General features: G+C 73.8%; 16 protein-coding genes and 1 tRNA gene. 3 read left to right on the forward strand and 14 right to left on the reverse strand.

Annotated features, from left to right (window positions below):
* The 12 genes from ABEB06_RS08905 to ABEB06_RS08960 form a co-directional block, all read right to left on the reverse strand.
* Positions 1-672 (reverse strand): phosphorylase family protein, encoded by a 672-nt coding sequence (locus ABEB06_RS08905; RefSeq protein ID WP_345696269.1) that lies wholly within the window; start codon positions 670-672, stop codon positions 1-3.
* Positions 669-2,624, reverse strand: a complete 1,956-nt coding sequence (gene shc, locus ABEB06_RS08910; RefSeq protein ID WP_345696270.1) for a squalene--hopene cyclase — start codon at positions 2,622-2,624, stop codon at positions 669-671. Before shc ends, ABEB06_RS08905 begins: the two co-directional genes overlap by 4 nt.
* 7 nt (positions 2,625-2,631) lie before the next feature.
* A complete protein-coding gene (locus ABEB06_RS08915; RefSeq protein ID WP_425559592.1) occupies positions 2,632-3,756 on the reverse strand; it encodes a polyprenyl synthetase family protein in 1,125 nt (374 codons plus the stop codon).
* Positions 3,753-5,144: a hydroxysqualene dehydroxylase HpnE gene (gene hpnE, locus ABEB06_RS08920; protein ID WP_345696272.1), complete on the reverse strand. Its 1,392-nt coding sequence runs from the start codon at positions 5,142-5,144 to the stop codon at positions 3,753-3,755. Before hpnE ends, ABEB06_RS08915 begins: the two co-directional genes overlap by 4 nt.
* 88 nt (positions 5,145-5,232) lie before the next feature.
* Complete coding sequence (gene hpnD / locus ABEB06_RS08925) at positions 5,233-6,090, reverse strand: presqualene diphosphate synthase HpnD (protein ID WP_345701780.1); 858 nt, start codon at positions 6,088-6,090, stop codon at positions 5,233-5,235.
* Positions 6,091-6,131: 41 nt separating this feature from the next.
* Entirely contained in the window at positions 6,132-7,058 is a 927-nt protein-coding gene (gene hpnC / locus ABEB06_RS08930; protein ID WP_345696273.1) for a squalene synthase HpnC, read from the reverse strand.
* Positions 7,059-7,194: 136 nt separating this feature from the next.
* On the reverse strand, positions 7,195-8,004 hold the full coding sequence (locus tag ABEB06_RS08935) for an ABC transporter ATP-binding protein (RefSeq protein WP_345696274.1): 810 nt from the start codon (positions 8,002-8,004) through the stop codon (positions 7,195-7,197).
* A complete protein-coding gene (locus ABEB06_RS08940; RefSeq protein WP_345696275.1) occupies positions 7,997-8,968 on the reverse strand; it encodes an ABC transporter permease in 972 nt (323 codons plus the stop codon). The genes ABEB06_RS08935 and ABEB06_RS08940 overlap by 8 nt, the downstream gene beginning before the upstream one ends.
* 91 nt (positions 8,969-9,059) lie before the next feature.
* On the reverse strand, positions 9,060-9,941 hold the full coding sequence (locus ABEB06_RS08945) for a glycosyltransferase family 2 protein (RefSeq protein WP_345696276.1): 882 nt from the start codon (positions 9,939-9,941) through the stop codon (positions 9,060-9,062).
* The gene (locus tag ABEB06_RS08950; RefSeq protein WP_345701781.1) at positions 9,938-10,675 is read right to left on the reverse strand and encodes a CDP-alcohol phosphatidyltransferase family protein; all 738 of its coding nucleotides are present in this window, start codon (positions 10,673-10,675) and stop codon (positions 9,938-9,940) included. The genes ABEB06_RS08945 and ABEB06_RS08950 overlap by 4 nt, the downstream gene beginning before the upstream one ends.
* A 70-nt stretch (positions 10,676-10,745) precedes the next feature.
* Positions 10,746-11,807 carry an iron-containing alcohol dehydrogenase family protein gene (locus ABEB06_RS08955; RefSeq protein WP_345696277.1) on the reverse strand — a complete coding sequence of 354 codons (1,062 nt, stop codon included), beginning with the start codon at positions 11,805-11,807 and terminating at the stop codon, positions 10,746-10,748.
* Positions 11,795-12,550, reverse strand: coding sequence for a phosphocholine cytidylyltransferase family protein (locus ABEB06_RS08960; RefSeq protein ID WP_345696278.1), 756 nt, complete (start codon positions 12,548-12,550; stop codon positions 11,795-11,797). The genes ABEB06_RS08955 and ABEB06_RS08960 overlap by 13 nt, the downstream gene beginning before the upstream one ends.
* A 350-nt stretch (positions 12,551-12,900) precedes the next feature.
* Here ABEB06_RS08960 and idi point away from each other — a divergent pair, with 350 nt between their 5' ends.
* Positions 12,901-13,488, forward strand: coding sequence for an isopentenyl-diphosphate Delta-isomerase (idi, locus tag ABEB06_RS08965; RefSeq protein WP_345696279.1), 588 nt, complete (start codon positions 12,901-12,903; stop codon positions 13,486-13,488).
* A gap of 47 nt (positions 13,489-13,535) precedes the next feature.
* Here the strand turns inward: idi and ABEB06_RS08970 are convergent, their stop codons facing one another.
* Positions 13,536-14,090: an ATP-binding protein gene (locus ABEB06_RS08970; RefSeq protein WP_425559593.1), complete on the reverse strand. Its 555-nt coding sequence runs from the start codon at positions 14,088-14,090 to the stop codon at positions 13,536-13,538.
* 222 nt (positions 14,091-14,312) lie between these two features.
* On the reverse strand, positions 14,313-15,107 hold the full coding sequence (locus tag ABEB06_RS08975) for an HdeD family acid-resistance protein (RefSeq protein ID WP_425559594.1): 795 nt from the start codon (positions 15,105-15,107) through the stop codon (positions 14,313-14,315).
* 166 nt (positions 15,108-15,273) lie between these two features.
* Here ABEB06_RS08975 and ABEB06_RS08980 point away from each other — a divergent pair.
* Together ABEB06_RS08980 and ABEB06_RS08985 are read left to right on the forward strand one after the other, a co-directional pair.
* Positions 15,274-15,361: transfer RNA gene (locus ABEB06_RS08980), tRNA-Leu, on the forward strand.
* Positions 15,362-15,879: 518 nt separating this feature from the next.
* The gene (locus ABEB06_RS08985) at positions 15,880-18,873 is read left to right on the forward strand and encodes an AfsR/SARP family transcriptional regulator (protein ID WP_345696280.1); all 2,994 of its coding nucleotides are present in this window, start codon (positions 15,880-15,882) and stop codon (positions 18,871-18,873) included.
* Positions 18,874-18,905 lie beyond the last annotated feature (32 nt).

The raw sequence follows: 18,905 nt of genomic DNA on the forward strand, positions 1-18,905 counted from the left end.
CTAGCTCGCCTCCTGGGGGAGCGTCGAGGGCTGTGGGTGAAGCTCGGTGGACGGCGCCGGGGCGGTGGCCTGCCGGTGCCACTCGATGAGGGCCGGTACGGCGGAGCGCAGCGCCCGCCAGGCGCGGATGCCGGCGGGCAGGGTGCCGGGGCGGATCAGTTCCCGCTCGGGGGTGTCGACCACGATCCGCAGCACGGCGGCCGGCAGTTCGGGGCGGAGCTCGGCGCGGGCGGCGAGGACCGCGGCGGCCTCCATGTCGACGGCGAGCGCGCCCGCGGCGTGCAGGGCGTGCCGTTCGGCGCCGCGGACCACGTGGTCGGCGGTGTGGTGCAGGCCCGTGTGCACGGTCAGGCCGTGTCCCTCCAGCGCCTTGACCAGGGCCGGGGCCGACTCCAGCGGGTGGAACCCGCCGTCGGAGTCCCGGACCGCGTCGGCGACGATCACGTCGCCCGGCTCGGTGCCGGGGCCGACCGCGGCGCCGAACCCGGCCACCACCAGCGCCCCGTACCCGCCGGCGGCGAGCAGCGCGCCGGCGCTCCGGCGGGCCCGCCGCCGGCCCATGCCGGTCCGGGCCAGCACGGCGGGCCCGCCGCACGCCCCGGACCAGTCGCCGCCGCGCAGCGCCCAGACCTCGGGCGCCAGCGCGCAGACCACGAGCAGCGGATCCCTCATGCGACGCCTCCACCGAGCGGGGTGTCGTGGACGTAGCGGCCCAGCGCGGTGACCGGGAAGACCAGCCGGTAGAGGTGGTAGTTGATGGAGAAGTCCCAGGGGAAGCCGGTGCCGGTGAACTGCGGTTCGTCCCAGGTGCCGTCCGGCCGCTGGGTGCGGATCAGCCAGCGGACGCCGCGCTCCACGACGGGGTTGTCCCGCTCGCCGGCGGCGAGCAGCGCCATCAGCGCCCAGGCGGTCTGCGAGGCGGTGGACTCCCCGCGCCCGGACCAGGCGGCCGGGTCGCGGTAGGAGCGCAGGTCCTCGCCCCAGCCGCCGTCCTCGTTCTGCCGCTGCTCCAGCCAGCGCACCGAGCGGCGGATCGCCGGGTGGCCGGTGGGGACGCCGGCGGCGACCAGGGCGGGGACGACCGACATGGTGCCGTAGATGTAGTTGGTGCCCCAGCGGCCGAACCAGGAGCCGTCCGCCTCCTGGTTGCGCAGCAGCCAGGTGATGCCGCGCCGGCAGCGCGGGTCGCCGGCCCGGCCGACGGCTGCCAGCATCTCGACCATGTGCGCGGTGACGTCGGCGGACGGCGGGTCGATCACCTCGCCGAAGTCGCAGAACGGCAGCTTGTTGGGCAGCGGGCTGGTGTTGTCGGCGTCGAAGGCGCCCCAGGCGCCGTTGCGGGACTGCATGCCGAGCGTCCAGTCGATCGCCCGGCGCACCGCGCCGTCCACCTTCTCCGGCGCGGGGTGGTCGACCCGGTGCAGGGCGAGCACCACCTCGGCGGTGTCGTCGACGTCCGGGTAGGTGTCGTTCTGGAACTCGAACGCCCAGCCGCCGGGCTCCAGCCCGGGGCGCTTGACCGACCAGTCGCCGCGCTTGGTGATCTCCTCGCCGAGCATCCAGTCGGTGGCGCTGATCAGGGCGGGGTGGTCGCCGGGCAGTCCGGCGTCGCGGAGCGCGATGGCGGCCAGGCAGGTGTCCCACACCGGGGACTGGCAGGCCTCCATCCAGCGCCGGCCGTCCTCGGTGTGCACGGTGAAGCCGTCGAAGGAGGCGATCCCGGCCTTCATCACCGGGTGGTCCAGCCGGTAGCCGAGCAGGTTGAGGGCGATCAGCGAGTAGACGGCGGGCGGCTGGATGCCGCCCCAGCAGCCGTCGGCCTCCTGCCGCTCGATGATCCAGTGGGCGGCCTGCTGCAGGGCGAGCCGGCGCAGTGGGCGCACCGCGTGCCGGTGGTAGTGGTGCATCAGCCGGTCGAGGCGCTGGAAGAGGCCGTCCCAGGTGCGGGCGGCGGCCATCGGCCGCTCGGGGAAAGGATTCGCCGGGTCGGTGTGCAGCTCGTCGAGGTCGAACGGGCCGGGCCGCACCGGCCGGTGCGCGGAGACCACGGTGAGCGGGACGATGGTCTGCCGGGCCCACTGCCCGAAGGAGTAGATGTTCAGCGGGGCCCAGTGCGGCAGGAAGATCAGCTCGGGGGGCAGTTCGGGGAGTCTCTCCCAGGGCCACCAGCCGAAGAGCGCGAGCCAGATCCGGGTGAACACCCGGGCGGCCGCGATCCCGCCGGCACCGCGGACGTACGCGGCGGCGGCGGCCATGTGCGGGGCGGCGGGGTCGTCGCCCGCCAGTTTCAGCGCGACGTACGCCTCCACCGTGGTGGAGAGCTCCGGCGGGCCGCCGTGGAAGGTGGCCCAGGTGCCGTCCTCGCGCTGCTGGGAGCGGATCCAGGCGGCGGTGCCCCGGGTCTGCTCCTCGGTGCGGATGCCGAGGAACTGTCGCAGTAACAGGTCCTCGGCATCCATGGTGACGTTGGTCTCCAGGTCGCCCTTCCACCAGCCGTCGGCGTGCTGCAGTGACAGCAGGTGGGCGGTGGCGCGGCTGAGCGCCGCCCCGGGTGAGGAATCGTCAGGTTGTCGTACTGCAACTGAGGCTTTGGGGACGATCCTGCCGCCCGCGGTTGCTGTCAACTTCACGTCACCTCTCTCGTACCACCACGAATTCGGCGAGTGCGACGAAGTGCTCGTGCACCTGGTCGGCCATGGGTACCTCGTCCAACGCGGCGAGGGCGGTCTCGTACTGGCGGCGGGCCTCCTCCTGGGTCCACGCCCGGCCGCCGGCCTGCTCGATCAGCGCGGCGCGGGCGGCCAGCTCCTGCTCGCTCTCCTCACCGCGGCCGGTCGGGTCGGCCAGCTGCGCGGCGAGCTCCTCGGAGGCGGCGCCGCCCTCGGCGAGGGCCGCGCACACCGGCAGCGACTTCTTGCGCGACTGCAGGTCGCTCCAGTGCGGCTTGCCGGTGACCTCGGTCGCGCCCCAGATGCCCAGCAGGTCGTCCACCGCCTGGAAGGCCAGGCCCAGGTGGTAGCCGTAGCGCTGCAGCGCGTCCGACACCCGGTCGTCGGCGCCGGCCAGCACCGCGCCGATCGCCGCCGAGGCGGCCAGCAGGGCGCCGGTCTTGCCGCCCTCCATGGCCAGGCACTCCTCGACGGTGACCGCGTCGCGCTGCTCGTAGGAGACGTCCTGCGCCTGGCCGTCGATCAGCCGGCGGGTGGCGGTGGTGATCAGCCGGACGGCGCGCGCGGCGTCCGCGGGGGTCGCCCCGCCGGTCACCGCGGCGTCCAGCAGCACCTCGGTGCCCAGCGTGGCCAGCGCGTCACCGGCCAGGATCGCCTGGGCCGGACCGAAGACCGTCCACGCCGTGGCACGGTGCCGTCGGGTCTCGTCACCGTCCATCAGATCATCATGGAGGAGGGAGAAGTTGTGCACCAGTTCAACCGAGACCCCGCCGGGCACGCCGACCTGCGCCGGAGCACCCACGGCCTCCGCAGAGAGCAGGGCCAGCGCCGGGCGCACGGCCTTGCCGCCGTCGCCCGCCGCGGGGTTGCCGTCCCGGTCGATCCAGCCGAAGTGGTACGCGGCGACGGTGTCCATCGGTGCCGCCAAACGGGCGACGGCCGCGCGCATCGACGGGGTGCACAGCGTGCGTCCGCGGGCCAGCAGGTCCAGCACGGTCGTCGTGTCCTTGACCGGGGTGCCGGTACGAGCCTCCACGTGCGATCCCTCTCGGTGCGATGCGATGTCGGTGGTCGGGTGGGCGGTCATCGGGGCCACCTTCCGTCGCCGCGGTCGACCGGCAGCCGGCCGGCGCCCGCCAGCGCGGCGTCGGCAGCGGCGTGGCCGCTGCGCACCGCGCTCTCCATGGTCGCGGGCCACCCGGTGGCGGTCCACGAGCCGGCCAGCAGCAGGCCGGGGATCCGGGTGCGGGCGCCGGGGCGCAGCGCGGCGGTGCCGGGCGCCGGGTCGAAGGTGGCGGTGCGTTCCCGGGTGACGAAGAAGTCCAGCACCCGGGCGCCCCGGGCGGCGGGCAGCAGCCGCTCCAGCTCGGGCAGGTAGCGCTCGCGCAGCTCGGCCACCGGCAGGTCGATCTCGGCCCCGGCGTCGGACTGGGAGACGGCCAGGTACTGGGCACCCGGCACGTCCAGGCCGGAGTGCGCGGTGCGGTCGAAGACCCACTGGACGGGGGTGCCGAGCGCGGCGAAGAACGGCCGGCGCAGCAGCTTGCGGTCGTAGACCACGTGCACGTTGAGGATCGCCGCGTGGCCGAGGTCGCCGATCCGCTGGTCGACCGCGCCGGTCGGCAGCAGCTCGGCGGCGGACTCCTGGGCACCGGCCAGCACCACGGTGTCGGCGGTGAGCAGCTCGCCGCTCTCCAGCCGGACGGCGTGCTGGTCGGCGGGCTTCAGCTCGGCGGCCTTGGCGCGCAGCAGGACGGTGACCCCGGCCCGCTCCAGTTCGGTGCGGGCCCGGTCGTGGTGGATCTCGCCGAGCGGGACGCGGGCGGTGCCGATGTCGGAGGCGCCCGGGTCGGAGAGCAGCCCGGTCTTGAAGACCTTGGCGGCCAGCGCCAGCGAGGTCCGCTCGGCGGTGGCGTTCAGGGTGGCGACGCCGACCAGGTCCCAGAGCGCGGCCGCGGTGGCCGGGGTCTGGCCGTGCCGGCGCAGCCACTCGCCGAAGGAGACCGCGTCCAGCGCCGGGTCGTCCAGGTCCAGGCGCTGCAGGGCGAGCGCGCCGCGCACCACCCGGGCCCGGTCCAGCGGGCCGAGGTGCGGGTAGGTGGCGAGCGAGGCGGCCAGGTGCAGCGGGACGGGCAGCTCGGCGCGGCGCAGCCGGCCCAGGGTGCGGCCGCCGTCGGCGCCGAGGCCCAGCACGGGGACGTCCAGCCGGGGCTGGAGGTCGACCAGCGGGCCCGCGCCCAGCCGGTCGAGCAGGCCGCGGTAGGCGGTGCAGCAGCGCAGGTAGACGTGCTGGCCGTTGTCGACGGTCAGCTCGCCGCGGCGGAAGGAGAAGGCCAGGCCGCCGAGGCGCGGCCGGCCCTCGATCAGGGTGACCCGCTGCCCGGCCTCGGCCAGCCGCAGGGCGGCCGTGATGCCGGCCAGGCCGCCGCCGACGACCACGGCGCTGGGCCGGGTGTCGCGTGCCGGTGCGGTCATCGGCCCTTCCCCCTGCCCTGGTGTTCGTGCGGCTCCGGTGCCGGCGGTGACGTGGTGCTGACACAGCGTGACATAACTGGCGAGAGAATCAAGAACGCCCTCCGGCGAGCCCGGACAGTGCCACGTACGCCTTCTCCCAGCCCGGCAGCGAGACCCGACCGCGCAGCACCGACTCCGGGTCCGCGGCGATCCGGCCGAGCAGCCGGTGGTAGATGCCGGCCATCGCGGCGGTGCAGGCGCGGCTGCGGCGGTCGAGCATCGGCAGCAGCCGCAGGCCCTCCTCGAAGGCCCGCTGGGCGCGGTCCGCCTCGAAGGCGACCAGGCCGAGGAAGTCGGCGCCGAGCGGCGGCGCGGAGAGCGCGAAGCCCTCCTGGCAGCCGAACCGCTCCAGGTCCTCGGCCGGCAGGTAGATCCGGCCGTTCGTCGCGTCCTCGCGCAGGTCGCGCAGGATGTTGGTGAGCTGCAGGGCCAGCCCCAGGGTGTCGGCGTACGCGGGGCCGCGCTCCCAGTCCGTGCAGCCGTACACGCCGAGCGAGAGCCGGCCGATCGAGCCGGCCACGCAGCGGCAGTAGACCTTGAGGTCCTCGAAGGTCTTGTACTCGGCGCCGCGCAGGTCCATCTCGACGCCCTCGACCAGCTCGTCGAAGCCGTCCAGCGGGATCGGGAAGCGCCGGGCCGCGTGGGCCAGCGCGACCTTGATCGGGTCGGTGTCGTCCTCGGTGACCCGGCCCTCGCGGATCTCGTCGAGCAGGTCGCGGGTGCGCGCCAGCGCCCGGGTCTTCTCCTCGGTCGGCAACTCACCGTCACCGATGTCGTCGACCCGGCGGGCGAGCGCGTACAGCGCGGACATGGCCAGTCGCTTGGGCTCCGGCAGCAGCCGGATGCCGTAGCTGAAGTTGCGGGCCTGCAGGGCGGTGACCGCCTCGCAGTACCGGTAGGCCGCCATGACCGGCGCCGACGCCAGTGGTGATGCCGCCACGAGGGCGCTCACCTTCCCTTCGCGAAGAGTGCCGCCGCCTTGAGTGCCAGGCGGCGCTTGTCGGGCTTCGGCTGGTGGGCGAGCACGTCGAACCCGGCCGCCTCGACGGCGGCCAGGGCGGCGTACCCGCCGGCGGTGAATCCCGCCAGGAGCAGCCTGAGCCTGCCTTGAACCGTACCGACCAGCGGGGCCCCGCGGTCGAGCAGGGTCCGGGCGCGGGCCGCCTCCGAGGCGATCAGCGCCCGCACCGGGCCACTGGCCGCGGGCTCGGCCAGGTCGGCCTCGGTGACGCCGAACCGCGCCATGGACTCCTGCGGCAGGTAGATCCGGCCGCGGCCGAGGTCCTCGGCGACGTCCTGGAGGTGCTCGACCAGCTGCAGGCCGGTGCAGATCGCGTCGGAGAGCTCGATCCGCTCGGGGGTGGCGCGGCCCGCGATGGCGAGCACCAGGCGGCCCACCGGGTCGGCCGAGAGCGTGCAGTAGTGCCGCAGGTCCGCCCAGGCGGGGTAGCGGGTGGCCCGCTGGTCGACCCGGTTGGCCTCGATCAGGTTCCGGAACGGCTCGGGGGTGAGCGCGTGGGCCCGCACGGTGGGGACCAGGTCGCGCATCAGGGGGTGCCGGGGCGGGGCGGCGGCCGGTTCGAGGGCCTGCTCGAAGACCCGGTCCAGGTCGCGCTCCAGGCCGTCCAGCAGGGCGGGCCGGAAGCCCTCCTGCCCGGGGTCGGCGTCGACGCCCAGCAGGGCGGCGACGCCGGCCGGGTCGGCCAGGTCGCCGTCGCCGGCGTCGTCGACCAGGCGGGCGAAGCCGTAGACCGCCATCAGGTCGGTGCGCCAGGCGGCGGGCAGGAAGGAGGGGGCGACCGGGAAGTTCTCCAGGTCCGCCTTCTCCAGCGTGGCACCGTCTGTCTGGTTATCTGATTTGGCTGAAGCCGACACTGCGGTCACTCCCCCGTTCTACACCGGCGCCGCCCGACCGGGCGGCTCGGACACGCACACGTCACACGGTCACCGCACAGCGCAGGGCCGGTACCGGAGGATCCGGTACCGGCCCTGGCGTGCGGACGCACCCGGGTCAGGGGCGCTCGCCCTTCTCGTACATCCGGACCACCTCGTCGGTGTGCCCGTCCATCACCAGCTCGCCGTGCTCGATCCAGATGGTCCGCTCGCAGGTCTCGCGGATCGAGTTGTTGTCGTGGCTGACCAGGAAGACCGTACCGGCCTCCTTGCGCAGCTCCTCGATCCGCCGCTTGGAGCGGTTCTGGAAGGCCTGGTCACCGGTGGCCAGCGCCTCGTCGATCAGCAGCACGTCGTGGGTCTTGGCCGCCGCGATGGAGAACCGCAGGCGGGCGCCCATGCCGGAGGAGTAGGTGCGCATCGGCAGCGAGATGAAGTCGCCCTTCTCGTTGATGCCGGAGAAGTCGACGACGCCCTGGTAGCGCTCGCGCACCTCGGCCGGGCTCATGCCCATCGCCAGGCAGCCCAGCACCACGTTGCGCTCACCGGTCAGGTCGTCCATCAGCGCCGCGTTCACACCCAGCAGCGAGGGCTGGCCGTTGGTGTAGATGCCGCCCCGCTCGGTCGGCAGCAGGCCGGCGATGGCCGCCAGCATGGTCGACTTGCCGGAGCCGTTGGACCCGATCAGGCCGACCGCCTCACCCTTGTACGCGGTGAAGCTGATCCCGCGCACGGCGTGCACCTCGCGGATGGTCGGCGCCTTCTTGCGGGTGATGATCCGGCTCAGCGCCGAGGTGGCGCTGCCCTTGCCGGCGCCCGCGCCGTGCACCTTGTAGACGATGTGGACGTCGTCCACGATCACCGTCGGCACCTTGGCCCGCTGGGCGTCCACCGCGGTCTCCTCCTTGTACAGAGCTGCATCAGCCACGGCCGTACTCCTCCTCGGACTTCCAGAAGAACACGAAGCCGAGGACGAAGGCGCCGACGCCCCAGACCGCGGCCATCATCCAGATGTGGTCGGGCAGGATCAGCGCCTTCGGCAGCGCGTTGCCGGCCGCGTCGTAGCCGCCCGGGTACTTCGCCTTGTCGAAGCTCTCCGGCATGAAGGCGTAGCGCATCAGGTCCATGTAGACCGTCGCCGGGTTCCACGAGTACAGCTTCTGGTAGATCGTCGGCCACTTCTCGATGTAGCCCGAGACGCTGTACATCACGCCGGAGACGTACATCCAGGTGCGCAGCAGGAAGGGCATCAGCTGCGAGATGTCCGAGGTCTTGGCGCCGATCCGGGCCATCACCAGGGCCAGGCCGGTGTTGAACAGGGCCTGCAGGGCGAGCGCCGGAACGATCAGCAGCCAGGTCATGCCCGGCGAGATGCCGTTCAGCAGGACGATCGCGACCAGCACGACCATCGAGATCAGCAGCTGCTGGAGCTGGATCACGGTGAACGCGATCGGCAGCGAGGCCCGCGGGAAGTGCAGGGCGCGGATCAGGCCCAGGTTGTCCGAGATGGACCGGGTGCCCGCCTGGATGGCGCTCTGCGAGAACTGGAAGACGAAGACGCCGACGCACAGCCAGGCGATGTAGACCGGGACGGTGTCCCGGCTGTTCATGATCACACCGAAGACCAGGTAGAAGACCGCGCAGTTCAGCAGCGGGGTCAGCACCTGCCAGAGCTGGCCGAGCTTGGCCGTGGTGTACTGCGCCACCAGGCGGGCGGTGGCGAAGGCGGTGATGAAGGACCGCCTGGCCCACAGCTGCCGGATGTACTCGAACAGGCCCGGCCGCCGGCCGCTGACCGTCAGCCGGTACTTGGCCGCCAGTTCCTTGGGGCTCAGGCCCGCGTCCTCTCCCCTCGGTGAGGAGAGGCTGACGGGGTCACTCAGTGTCGACACGTTCGTCCTTCACAACAGGTGCTGCAACCACGGGGGACAAGGGGTGCGCGGTTCGCGGTTCCCGGGAGCGGGGTGCGCCGCCCGGCTGCGATCAGATGATTGGCGGTCTGCCGAGTCTGGTCAAGCGCCAGACCGTGCTCCACCGCATCGGCCGGCGCGGCCCGCAGGGTTCGCTCCAGCCGGCCCGGAAGCCGCCGAGCCAGGCCTTGAGCCCGTCGGACGACGGACGGCGGGCCAGCGTGAGCAGCAACCACGTCCCCAGGTAGAGAGGCACGATCGGGGCCGGAAGGTTCCGTCGGGCCAGCCACACCCGGTTGCGGGCCACGTTGTGGAAGTACGCGGCGTGCCGGGCCGGGGAGGTCGCCGGGTGGTTCAGCACCACGTCCGGGCGGTAGTCGATCGACCAGCCGGCGTCCAGCGCGCGCCAGGCCAGGTCGGTCTCCTCGTGGGCGTAGAAGAACTCCGCGGGCAGCTGTCCGGCCTGCGGGAAGACCGCGGTGCGCACCGCGCAGGCGCCGCCCAGGAAGGTGGTCACCCGGGAGCCCCGCATCGGGTCGCCCACCCGGACCCGGGGGACGTGCCGGCGCTGGGTGGTGCCGGTCTCCGGGTCGGCGATCCGGAAGGAGACGATGCCGAGCCCCGGGTCGGCCGCGAAGGCCTCGCGCAGGATCGCGGCGGAGTCGGTGCGCGGCAGCAGGCCGTCGTCGTCCAGGAAGAGCACCACGTCCACGTCGCGCCCGTCCGGGCCGAACAGCTCGATGCCGACGTTGCGCCCGCCCGGGATGCCGAGGTTCTCCGGCAGCTCCGCGGTGCGCACCCCGGCCGGCAGGGCTGGCAGCGGGGCGCCGTTGGCGACCACGGCCAGCTCGACGGCCGGGCCCTGCTGGGCGCGGACGGAGTCGATCAGGGCGTTCAGTTCGGCCGGCCGGTTGCCCATCGTGATGATCACGGCGCCGAGCTTGAGGTCGCTCATCGCAGCCTGCTCGACAGGACGATCGACAGCAGGTGCAGCACGGTCTGGAGCATCGCGATGGCGGCCAGCACCACCACGGCCAGGCGGGTGAAGAACAGCCCGCCCTGCACCGCGTCGGCGATCCCGGCGGCCAGGATGAACAGCGAGGCCTCCACCGCGCCCACCAGGCGGTGGAACTTCAGCAGCGAGGCGGCCCGGCGGGCCTTGGCCACACCGGCCGAGCGCGGCACCGAGGCGCTGTCCTCGACGGCGGTCATCCCGCTGCGGGCGCGGGCCACGTCCACCAGGTCGGTCTCGGACTTGATCAGGATCGCGCCGAGCGCGGCCAGCGTGCCGAGGAAGGCCCACTCCCAGTGCGCGGCGCCGCCCTCCTGGTGGAACAGGTCGGTGGCGCGCAGGCCCAGGCCGGTCAGCAGTGCGGCCTCGGACATGTAGTGGCCGACCCGGTCGAGGTAGACGCCGGTGAGCGAGGTCTGCCGGCGCCAGCGGGCCACCTCGCCGTCCACGCAGTCGAGCAGCAGGTAGACCTGGATCAGGAGGGCGGCCAGGACGGCGCCCGCCAGACCCGGCACCACCAGGGCGGCACCGGCCAGGATGCCGGTGACCATCATCAGGTAGGTCAGGCCGTTGGGCGTGATCGCCGTGACCGTCGAGAGTATCCGGGTGATCCGCAGCGAGATCTTCCGCATGTACAGGCGGCCGGCCCAGTGCTCGGCGCTGCGGCGCTGGAGCATGCCCTCCGGGTGGATCACCGCGCGCAGCTCCTCGATCGAGGGGCGGCGGGTCAGGTCCACCGGGGGGCGTTCAGCTGTTGACTGCTTGGACATAGTCGGCGTACGCGTCCCTGATGTCGGAAGGGGAGAGGTCGAGGTGCTCGAGGATGGTGAAGCGCCCCGGGCGGGTGTTCGGAGCGTAGTGCACCGCATCGGTGAACTCCGCCTCGGTGAAACCGATCTGATCGGCGGTCACCGGCAGGTTGTGGAACCGCAGGCGGTCCACCATCCGGCCGGTCAGCTCGCGCTCGCCCCGCAGGTGGCTCGCGAAGGCCGCGCCGAGGCCGACCTGCTCGCCGTGCTGGGCGGACCGCTTGGGGTAGAGCAGGTCCAGGGCATGCGAGATCTCGTGGCAGGCGCCCGACGAAGGCCTGGTGCTGCCGGCGATGTTCATCGCGATGCCGGACAGTACCAGGGCCTCCGCCAGCGATGTCAGCAGGTCCTGGTCCTCCAGCCCGCCGGGGTGGCGGAGCAGGTTCTCGGCCGCCGAGCGGGCCATCGCGACGGCCAGCCCGTCCACCGGCTCGCCGGTCTCCCGCTGGGAGAGCTCCCAGTCCGCGCAGGCCGAGATGTTGGACAGCACGTCGCCGATCCCGGCCGCGACGAAGCGCTTCGGGGCCTTGGCGACGACCTCCAGGTCGACCACGATCCCGATCGGGCTGGGCACCCCGTAGGAGCCCCGGCCGGCGTCGTTGTCCAGGATGGAGACCGGCGAGCAGATGCCGTCGTGCGCGAGGTTGGTGGCCACCGCGACGACCGGCAGACCGACCCGGGCGGCCGCGTACTTCGCCGCGTCGATGATCTTACCGCCGCCGAGGCCCACCAGGGCGTCGTAGTGGCCCCCGCGCATCGCCTCCGCCAGCCGGACCGCCCCGTCCAGGGTGCCGTCGGCCACGTCGTACCAGTCCGCGCCCGGCAGCACCGGCTCCAGGCGCTCGCGCAGCGCCCGCCCGGAGCCCGGGCTGATCGCCACCGCTATCCGCCCGGAGCTGGACAGCCGGCCGTCCGCGAGGATGCCGCCGAGCGACTCCAGGGCGCGCGGGCGGATCTCGACGAAGACCGGGGACGGCAGCAGGCGGGTCAGTACCGGCACGCGATCTCCCTCGCCTTGTTCAGGTCGTCGTGGTTGTCCACCTCGACCCAGGACACCTCGCCGATCGGCTGCACGTCGATCCGCAGGCCGCGGTGGACCATCTCCTGGTAGCCGTCCTCGTAGTACAGCTGCGGGTCGCGCTCGTAGGTCGCCTTGAGGGCGTCGGCGAGCGCGTCCCCGGCGGACGGGTTGATCACGGTGACGCCGATGTACTCACCGGTCGCCTCGGACGGGTCCATCAGCTTGGTGATCCGCCGCATGCCGAGCTCCGGGTCGACGACGACCTTCATCTCCTCGTCGGCCAGCTTCTTCACGGTGTCCAGCGCCAGCAGGATGCCGGGCGCGGCACCCTCCTTGATCAGCCGGTCGTTGCCGTCCAGCATGGTGCGCTGCACCGAGGCCGGGTGCACGGTGTCGCCGTTGGCCAGCAGCAGGCCCTCGCCGAACAGGTCGCGGGCGCACCACAGCGAGTAGGCGTTGTTCCACTCCTCGGCCTTGTCGTTCTCGACCAGGGTGAGCTTGACGCCGTACTTCTGCTCCAGCGCGTCCTTGCGGTCGTACACGGCCTCCTTGCGGTAGCCGACCACGATCGCGGCCTCGCGCAGACCCACCTCGGCGAAGTTCCCGAGGGTCAGGTCCAGCACCGTCCGCTCCCCGTCGACCGGCACCAGCGCCTTGGGCAGGGTGTCGGTGTAGGGCCGGAGCCGGCGGCCGGCGCCGGCGGCCAGAACGAGGCCGATCATGCGGTGTCTCCTGCGTCATCTCGGATCGGGCCGGCCGGGTGTCCGTCGCGGCACGCCGGTGGCCGGTTACCGGCCACCGTGTACTGGTGATGGTAGGCGACCCCGGCGACCTGGCAGAACGCGGGCACGGCCCTCTTCGCAGGCACAACCGGTCGAGAAGGTGAACACCTGTGTGGAAGGAGTGGACGCGAAGCGTTCACCGGTCGAACAACCCTGCCAATCATTCGGCCCTTACCCTCCATGGCGTGCGTCAGAGCGGCAGCCGCGGCGGGCCATGCGGCAGACTGGGCGGGCCCGGCCACGCCGGTCGAAGTGTGTCGAACCGTCCCGCCGAAAGGTGCCGCCCGCCCATGAGCCCCGCGATCAGCCAGACCGACGTTCCGGCCGAGCTCTCCACCACCACCGAGATCCTGCTGGAACTGGTCGACGACGAGGGCGTCACCATCGGCACCGGCGAGAAGCTCTGGGCCCACCAGCAGCCCGGCCGACTGCACCGGGCCTTCTCGGTCTTCCTCTTCGACCGCCAGGGCCGGATGCTGCTCCAGCGCCGCGCGCTCGGCAAGTACCACTCCCCCGGCGTCTGGTCCAACACCTGCTGCGGCCACCCCTACCCCGGTGAGCAGCCCTTCGTCGCCGCCGCCCGCCGCACCGCCGAGGAGCTGGGCCTGGCCCCCGCCCTGCTGTGCGAGGCCGGCACCGTCCGCTACGACCTCCCCGACGAGGCCTCCGGCCTGATCGAGCGCGAGTGGAACCACCTCTTCGTCGGCCTGGTCACCACCGACGTCGCCCCGGACCCGGACGAGGTCGAGTCGACCCGCTTCGTCACCGCCGCCGAGCTGCGCGAGCTGCAGGCCGAGAAGCCGTTCTCGGTGTGGTTCCGGACCGTCTTCGAGGCGGCCCTGCCGGGCATCCGGGAGATCGCCGGCCGCGACTGGTAGCCCCGGCGGGCCGCCCGGCGCCGCCCGCTGCCGTCCGCAGCGCCCGCTCAGTGCCGCCAGAGGTCGAGGTCGACCGCCGCGTCCGGACCGTCCTCCGGCTCGGGGTCGGCCGCCTCCGGCAGCGGCAGCGACGCCCAGATCACCTTCCCGCCGTCCGCCGTCCGCTCCACGTCGCACACCCCGCCCGCCTGCAGCGTCACGCTCTTCACCAGCAGCAGGCCGCGCCCGCCCAGCCGGCCGAGGTCGCTCTCCTGCGCCTTCGGCCGGTACGGGTGCCCGTCCTCCACCGCGATCCGCACCCGGCCGTCCCCGATGGTCAGCTCGGTGGAGACCTCCGGGGAGAGCACCGCCGCGTGCGTCACCGCGTTGCTCACCAGCTCGGAGACGATCAGCAGCAGGTCGTCCACCAGCTCCTGGTAGAGCTCGCCGCCCATCCCCTGCGCCAGCAGCCGGTCCCGCACCGCGTGTCTGGTCCGCGGCACCGAGGCGTCGTTCGACACCGCAGCGAACCGCCACACCCCTTCGCCCGGCCGCTCCACCACCCGGCCCGGAGCCGTCCGCCGGACCGCAGGACCGGCACCGCCGCTGGTCTGTCGCTCCACCACAACCCGCCCTTCGTACGGTGACGGGAGGCACGGCCGCCGACGGCCGGTCGGGAATCGGGCGCTCCGCTCAACGCTCCCCTGGTCCACAGAGGCTAGGAGAGCACGGCCCGGTCACCACGATCGGGACTGGAACTATGCGCCGGGTGAACTCTTCCGACCGCAAACGACCGGACGGCGCCAGGATCCGTCCGCTCCTGCCGGGCGTGGCGCCCGGAGCGGTCACCCGGTCTGCTGGTCCGACTGCGCGGGCGGCGCCGGCTTCTCCAGGTCCGGCCACGGCGCCCCACCGCTGCCGGGCGCGGGCGCCGGCCCGGGCCCGGCAGCGGCCCCCGGCTGCGGTTCCGGTTGCGGTTCCGGTTGCGTCCCGGGCTCCGGCTCGGCGGCGCGCCGGGCGTCGTCCACCATGCCGATCACCCGGCGGCCGCCCACCCCGATGCTCACCAGCGCCAGGCCGTCGAACAGCAGCGCCAGCGAGAAGAACACCCCCAGCGCGTACCGCGAGCTGCTCGGCCACTCCTTCAGCACCAGCACGCCGATCACCAGGTCCAGCGCGCCCAGCGCCAGCGTCCAGCCGAACTGCGGCCCGCGCACCACCACCCCGCCCACCAGCCGGAACGCGCCCGCGCTCAGGAACAGCAGCGCCGCGAACAGGGTCAGCGCCTCCGCCGCCTCGTCCGGGCGGGCGATCATCACCAGGCCCGCCGCGATGTTCAGCGCCGCCACCGCCGCCCCGAGCCAGAAGAAGTTCCCCTTCCGCCCGAGCACCGCGTGCACCAGCCCCACCGCGCCGCCGATCAGCAGCAGCCAGCCGAACAGCAGCACGCTCGTCAGCGTCGCGAACGCCGTGTACAGCAACCCGAACACCGCCGCCCCGACCAGCACCACCCCCAGCACCGCCAGCGCCCCGAAACCGCGCCGCAGCCCCGCCTCCGGCACGGTCGCCGTACCGTCCCGCCCGTCCGCCACCCGCGCACCCCGTCGCATCGCCGCCTCCGCCTCCGCACCGTCGCCCACCAGCCGAATGTCCGTCTTGTGATCATTTATCCCGTTCCCGCTCCGACTACGCCCGCACTCCCCCGCCCGGGGCACAGAAACGCAGGTGAGAAGCGCTCCGCGAGCCTGGTAGTGTTCTCTCTGTCGCCACGGGGAAGACGGAAGAAAGCCCCGAGGCGGACACCCGGTCCGGGTGGCGGAATGGCAGACGCGCTAGCTTGAGGTGCTAGTGCCCTTTATCGGGCGTGGGGGTTCAAGTCCCCCCTCGGACACCAACGAAGGACCCCGGCGGAGCCGGGGTCCTTCTGGTTTGTCCCGCCCCGGAGCCCCCGGCCCGTTCGGCGCCGGGCACGTCCCGCAGCAGCCCGCCGGCGCGCGCGGGAACTGACAGGTCGGCAGTTCCCGCAGGCACCGTGGCGCGCGGTCGAACCCGTCCAGCGCGATCAGGGCCTCCCGCCGTCGGCGAAGCGTCCCGACAGACCGGGAGGGCGCCGACTGCGGCAGGACGGACGAAGCACCGCACGGGCCGCCCCCTGACAGGCCCGTGCGGTGTCGTGGTGCCCCTCCGCCGGCGGACGGAGGGAGACGGATGGAGCGCTGCCCTACGGCCCGTCAGTTCCAGGCGGTGTCGCGGGCGGGCTTCTGCGGGGCGGACGTACGGCGGTTCATCGGTGTTCCTCCCATGGTCCGGCGGGCCGGCAAGGGTTCGACCGGCGACCTGGGACCAGCCTGCGGGACGCCGGACACAGCGAACTAACATGCGCCTAACAGACCGTCCCGAGCTGGGGAGCCCATGCCCATCACGTTCGGAGTGCTCGGCCCGCTGACCGTCCATGACGGCCGGGAGCCGCGCCCGATCACCAGTCCCACCCACCGGCTTCTCCTCACCCACCTGCTGCTCAACGCCGGCCGGGCCGTCACCGCGGACGCACTGCTCACCCTGGTCTGGGGCGAGCGGCCGCCGCGCACCGCGGCGGCGTCGCTGCACAACCACGTCGGCCGGCTGCGGCGGGCGCTCGGGCCGCGGCTGGAGGACCGGCTCGCGGCGACCGGCGGCGGGTACCGGCTGCGGGTCGAGGACGGCGAGTTGGACAGCGCCGTCTTCGCGGGGCACCTGGGGCGGGCCCGGGCGGCGCACACCGGGCAGGAGTGGACGGCGGTCGCGCTGGAGACGGCCGCGGCGCTGGAGCTCTGGCGCGGCGGGCCGCCGGAGGACTCGGCGGCGGTCGGTCCGGCCGAGGCGGCGCGCCTCGCGGAGCTGCGCCTGCAGGCGCTGGAGTGGCGTTTCGACGCCGAGCTGGCGCTCGGCCGGCACCACGGACTGGCGGCCGAGCTGGCCCTGCTGACGGCCGAGCACCCGCTGCGCGAGTCCTTCCACCGGCAGCTGATGCTCGCGCTGTGGCGCGGCGGCCGGCGGGCGGACGCGCTCGCGGTGTACCGGACGCTGCGCGGGACGCTGGTGGAGGAGCTGGGCCTGGAGCCGGGTACGGCGATCCAGCTGACGCACCGGGAGATCCTCGCGGACGAGCCCCGACCGGCCGCCGGAAGGGGCGACGGCGGCGGGACGGCCGACCGTCGGGGTGCTGACGCCGGGTCGGTCGGCGGACGGGACGGCCGCGAACGCACCGAAGCGGGCGGCGGTGAACGCACCGAAGCGGGCGCCGGCGGGAAGGCTGCTGACGGGACGGCACCTGACGGGTCGGCGGCCCGCGAGGGCGCAGCCGACGGGGGCGCAGCCGACGACGGTGCGGCTGCCGCGGTCGCGACGCCCTCGCAGCTGCCGTTGGCGCCGGGGGACTTCACCGGGCGGCAGGGCGAGCTGGACGCGCTGGCGCTGTACCTGCGGCCCGGGGAGCCGGGCGGGCCCGCGCGGGTGGTGCTGGTGACGGGGATGGGCGGGGTCGGCAAGACGTCCCTGGTGCTGCACGGCGCGCACGCGGCCGCCGAGGACTTCCCCGACGGCCGGCTCTACGCCGACCTGCGCGGCTTCGGCGTCTGCGAGGCGCGGACCCCGCACGACCTGCTCGGCCGGTTCCTGGCCGATCTGGGGGTCGCCGGCGAGGCACTGCCGAAGGACACCGACGACCGGGCCGCCCTGTACCGGTCGCTGTTGGCCGAGCGGCGGGTCCTGGTGGTGCTGGACAACGCCCGGGACGGCCGGCAGGTGGCCCCGCTGCTGCCGGGGAGCGGCCGGTCGGCGGTGGTGGTGACGAGCCGCCACAAGCTGTCCGGGGTGCAGTGCACGGCCCGGATCCCGCTCGGTCCGCTCAGCGCACCGGAGCAGCGCGCGCTGCTGGCCGCGATGTGCGGCGCGGACCGGGTGGCGGCGGACCCGGTGGCGGCCGGGCAGGTGATGGCGGCGTGCGCCGGTCTGCCGCTGGCCCTGCGGATAGCGGGCAGCCGGCTGGCCCACCGGCCGACCTGGCGGCTGTCGGAGCTGGCCCGGCGGCTGAACCGGACGGACCGTCTGCAGGCGCTGGCCGTGGACCACCTGGCCGTCCGGGAGGCGTTCTCGTTCAGCTACACCTCGCTGCTGGCGGGCGGGCGCCCGCTGGAGCAGGAGGCGGCGCGGGCGTTCCGGCTGCTGGGGCTGTGGCCGGCGCACCACCACTCGGCCGAGTCGGTGGCGGCGCTGCTGGGGGCTCCGGTGGACGACGCGCTGGACGTGCTGGACACCCTGGTCGACGCCCATCTGCTGGACGTCTCGGCTCCCGGGCGGTACCGCTTCCACGACCTGCTGGGCGAGTTCGCGGCCGAGCGGGTGCTGGCCGAGGAGCCGGAGCAGGCGCGCGCCGAGGCGCTGGTGCGGCTGCTGGGCTGGTACACCTCGGCGGTGGCGGCGGCCAACCTGGCGATCGCCCCGCTGGCGCTGCCGATCCCGGCGGTGGAGGGGGTGTCGGCGGACTGGGAGCTGTTCGAGCTGCCGGAGTACGCGGACGAGGAGGCCGCGCTGGAGTGGTGCGGCGAGGAGCTGGCGGCGATCCGCGACGCGGTCCGGCGGGCGGCGGCGCTGGACCGGCCGGACCTGTCCTGGCGGCTGGCGGCGGCGCTCTTCGGCTACGGCCTGACGTACTGGTGGAACGGCGAATGGGCCGAGTGCCTGTACGAGGCGCTGGAGGCCACCGCCGCGGCGGACGACCCGGCCGGCCAGGCGTGGCTGCACGGCCGGCTCGGGGTGGCGCACGGCCTGACCCGGGCGGTCGAGCCGTGCATCGAGCACTTGGAGAAGGCGTACGGCTTCTTCCGGACGATCGACGACCTCGCCGCGCAGAAGGCGGTGGTGAGCAACCTCTCCGCCGCCTACAGCCAGGCGGGCGACACCGAGCGGGCCCAGGAGTGGGCGACCCGGGCGATGGCGCTGGCGGAGCGGCTCGCCGTGCAGCCGGACGCCGCGCGGCTGGCGTCCCTCGGCGACCTGCGCTTCCGCCAGGGCGACCTGCCGGGGGCCGAGCAGTCGTACCGGGAGGCGATCGCCGAGTGGCGGCGGCTCGACTCGCGCTCGCAGCTGTCCCTCGCGCTGTACAACCTGGGCGACACGCTGCGGGCGCAGGGCCGGGCGCGGGACGCCGTGGCGCCGCTGCTCGAGTCGCTGGAGATCCGGCGGGAGCTGGGCAGCCACGGCAACGTCGCCGACACCCTGGAGACGCTGGCCCGGACCCACTTCGAGGGCGGGGACCCGGAGGCGGCCCGGCAGTACTGGTCGCAGGCGCTGACCCTGGCCCGCCGGCACCGCCTGGAGCACTTCATCGGCCTCAGCGAGCGGGGTCTGGCCGGGCTCGCCTCCTGACCGGTGGCCGGGAGGCGGGCACCGGGCCGCGG

Origin of the sequence: Kitasatospora terrestris, from assembly GCF_039542905.1 — a bacterium.
In the GTDB taxonomy this organism is placed as follows: domain Bacteria; phylum Actinomycetota; class Actinomycetes; order Streptomycetales; family Streptomycetaceae; genus Kitasatospora; species Kitasatospora terrestris.

What these genes read in the sequence shown, in the direction of transcription:
- ABEB06_RS08960 (WP_345696278.1), bottom strand. Translation starts at nt 12,550, where the DNA reads ATGATCGGCCTCGTTCTGGCCGCCGGCGCCGGCCGCCGGCTCCGGCCC.
- ABEB06_RS08945 (WP_345696276.1), bottom strand. Translation starts at nt 9,941, where the DNA reads ATGAGCGACCTCAAGCTCGGCGCCGTGATCATCACGATGGGCAACCGG.
- hpnD (WP_345701780.1), bottom strand. Translation starts at nt 6,090, where the DNA reads ATGGCGGCCTACCGGTACTGCGAGGCGGTCACCGCCCTGCAGGCCCGC.
- ABEB06_RS08985 (WP_345696280.1), top strand. Translation starts at nt 15,880, where the DNA reads ATGCCCATCACGTTCGGAGTGCTCGGCCCGCTGACCGTCCATGACGGC.
- ABEB06_RS08915 (WP_425559592.1), bottom strand. Translation starts at nt 3,756, where the DNA reads ATGACCGCCCACCCGACCACCGACATCGCATCGCACCGAGAGGGATCG.
- ABEB06_RS08950 (WP_345701781.1), bottom strand. Translation starts at nt 10,675, where the DNA reads ATGCTCCAGCGCCGCAGCGCCGAGCACTGGGCCGGCCGCCTGTACATG.
- ABEB06_RS08905 (WP_345696269.1), bottom strand. Translation starts at nt 672, where the DNA reads ATGAGGGATCCGCTGCTCGTGGTCTGCGCGCTGGCGCCCGAGGTCTGG.
- hpnE (WP_345696272.1), bottom strand. Translation starts at nt 5,144, where the DNA reads ATGACCGCACCGGCACGCGACACCCGGCCCAGCGCCGTGGTCGTCGGC.
- idi (WP_345696279.1), top strand. Translation starts at nt 12,901, where the DNA reads ATGAGCCCCGCGATCAGCCAGACCGACGTTCCGGCCGAGCTCTCCACC.